The 2,142-nt window shown below is 35.8% G+C and carries 1 protein-coding gene and 1 pseudogene; one reads left to right on the top strand and one right to left on the bottom strand.

Annotation, left to right across the window (positions count from 1 at the left end):
* Window positions 1-62: 62 nt before the first annotated feature.
* On the top strand, window positions 63-1,322 hold the full coding sequence (locus DMP16_RS09295; protein ID WP_069283312.1) for a Glu/Leu/Phe/Val dehydrogenase: 1,260 nt from the start codon (window positions 63-65) through the stop codon (window positions 1,320-1,322).
* 432 nt (window positions 1,323-1,754) lie between these two features.
* On the opposite strand, the pseudogene DMP16_RS09290 reads toward DMP16_RS09295, so the two are convergent.
* Window positions 1,755-2,142, bottom strand: a pseudogene (locus DMP16_RS09290) (MFS transporter); the annotation flags it as partial.

The raw sequence follows: 2,142 nt of genomic DNA, 5'->3' as shown, positions 1-2,142 counted from the left end.
TACCAAAGATTTTAAAATAAAGTTGGAATAAATTTATAATCTACTATTCCAATAAGATAATGATGGAAGAAGTTCTCAGTTCTAGTTTGTATACTCAACAAGTTAAGAAATTGTATAAGGTAGGGGAAATTTTAGGCTTAGATAATGAAACTTTAGATACCTTGTCTAAGCCAGAAAGAGTTATTCAAGTCAAAATACAAATAAGGGGATCTGATGGAAAAATAAAGACTTTTATGGGTTGGAGGAGCCAGCATAATTCTGCTTTAGGACCTTATAAGGGTGGAGTTAGATACCATCCTAACGTAACTGAGGACGAAGTAGTAGCACTATCAATGATAATGACCTGGAAGAACTCCCTCTTACTACTACCTTATGGAGGAGGAAAAGGAGGAATTAGGGTTGATCCTCAAAAATTAACTAAAGACGAAATAGAACAATTATCTAGAAAGTATATACAAGCTATATATAAATATTTAGGAAGTGACTTAGATATTCCTGCACCCGATGTTAATACTAATCCTCAAACAATGGCGTGGTTTCTAGACGAGTATATCAAAATTACTGGAAGAATTGACTTTGCCGTATTTACTGGAAAACCAGTCGAGTTAGGAGGGATTGGAGTTAGATTATACAGTACTGGGCTGGGAGTAGCTACTATAGCTAAGGAAGCTAGTAAGAAGTACATTGGAGGAATTGAAGGAGCTAGAGTAATTATACAAGGTTATGGAAATGTAGGATCCTTTGCTGCTAAGTTCCTACATGAAATGGGTGCAAAGATCATCGGAATTAGCGATTCAAAAGGAGGAGTTATTAATGAAAATGGGATAGATCCAGAGAAGGCGATGGAGATTAGAGATAAGACCGGAAGCGTAGTAAACTATCCTGAAGGTAAGAAAGTAACTAATGATGAACTACTGATCTCTAACTGTGACATATTAATACCCGCAGCTATAGAGAACGTTATAAATAAGTTTAATGCACCAAAGGTTAAAGCTAAAATCATAGTTGAAGGTGCTAATGGACCTTTAACCGCTGATGCCGACGATATAATGAAACAAAGAGGAATAGTTGTTATACCAGACATTTTAGCAAATGCGGGAGGAGTCGTAGGGAGTTATGTAGAGTGGGCTAACAATAAAATGGGTGAAATAATAAAGGACGAAGAGGCTAAGAAGCTAATCGTAGATAGAATGACTAATGCATTTAGCACACTTTATGAATATCATCAAAGAAAGATGGAAGACCACGACTTAAGAACAGCTGCTATGGCTCTAGCTGTTGATAGAGTTGTAAGCGCAATGAAAGCTAGGAGTTTATTGTAGTTCTTTAATTTTATATTAAACTTATTTGTTAGAGACTTTTTGTTTATAATATCACACTACAAATTATGTTTTTTAAAGCCAATTTTAGATGTAGATGGGAGGGGTTACTTGAGCCTCTTGACTGCCTCTTATGTGAGAATCGATGAGGGGAAACAATTAGATGCCCTAAGGTAACCTTAAGGGGTTGGAGGAAATCAACAAGGAGTATATGTGGATAAGAAGTTGTCTAATAATGCTAAGTATAGAGTAAGTATTTTAGGGATTTGGCGTCATGCTAATGCTAAGCCATTTTGAGGATATAATCTTACTAACTTCTATTTTGATGCCTAGAAAAAAGGTTTATGGGCATTTTATCATTCCCTTCTTTAAGGAAAAACCTATCATCATCTTGCAATGCAACTTGGAAATTTATAAAAAGATTTTCATTAAAAACTAATGTCCAGCAGTTCTAACACTTGTCTTAATAACGTAATTCCTAGTCGCTAGTGAAACTATTAAATTCAAGATCATTAACACCATTCCGGCAATGTATATCCAATGAAACGCTGTAAATGAAGGTACTGACGCTATTGGAATGAACTGATTATTAACAATATCAACAATCCACGCTGTATAAGTATCCATGAACACTGTTGCAATAACTGGACCAATAGAACTTCCGATAGTTCTTATTAATGTATTCATACCTATTCCTACTCCTCGTTGCTCCTCAGGGAGAGAGACAGCAACCATGTTGACCAGTGGTATCACTATCGAAATTACGCCTACTGATGCCACTACCGTATCCATTAGCACTTGATCGTCTGTGGTAATGGATTTT

Origin of the sequence: Sulfolobus sp. B1 (assembly GCF_007050195.1) — an archaeon.
In the GTDB taxonomy this organism is placed as follows: domain Archaea; phylum Thermoproteota; class Thermoprotei_A; order Sulfolobales; family Sulfolobaceae; genus Saccharolobus.
The sequence above is the reverse complement of the archived record's forward strand: the minus strand, read 5'-3'. Positions and strand labels throughout refer to the sequence as shown.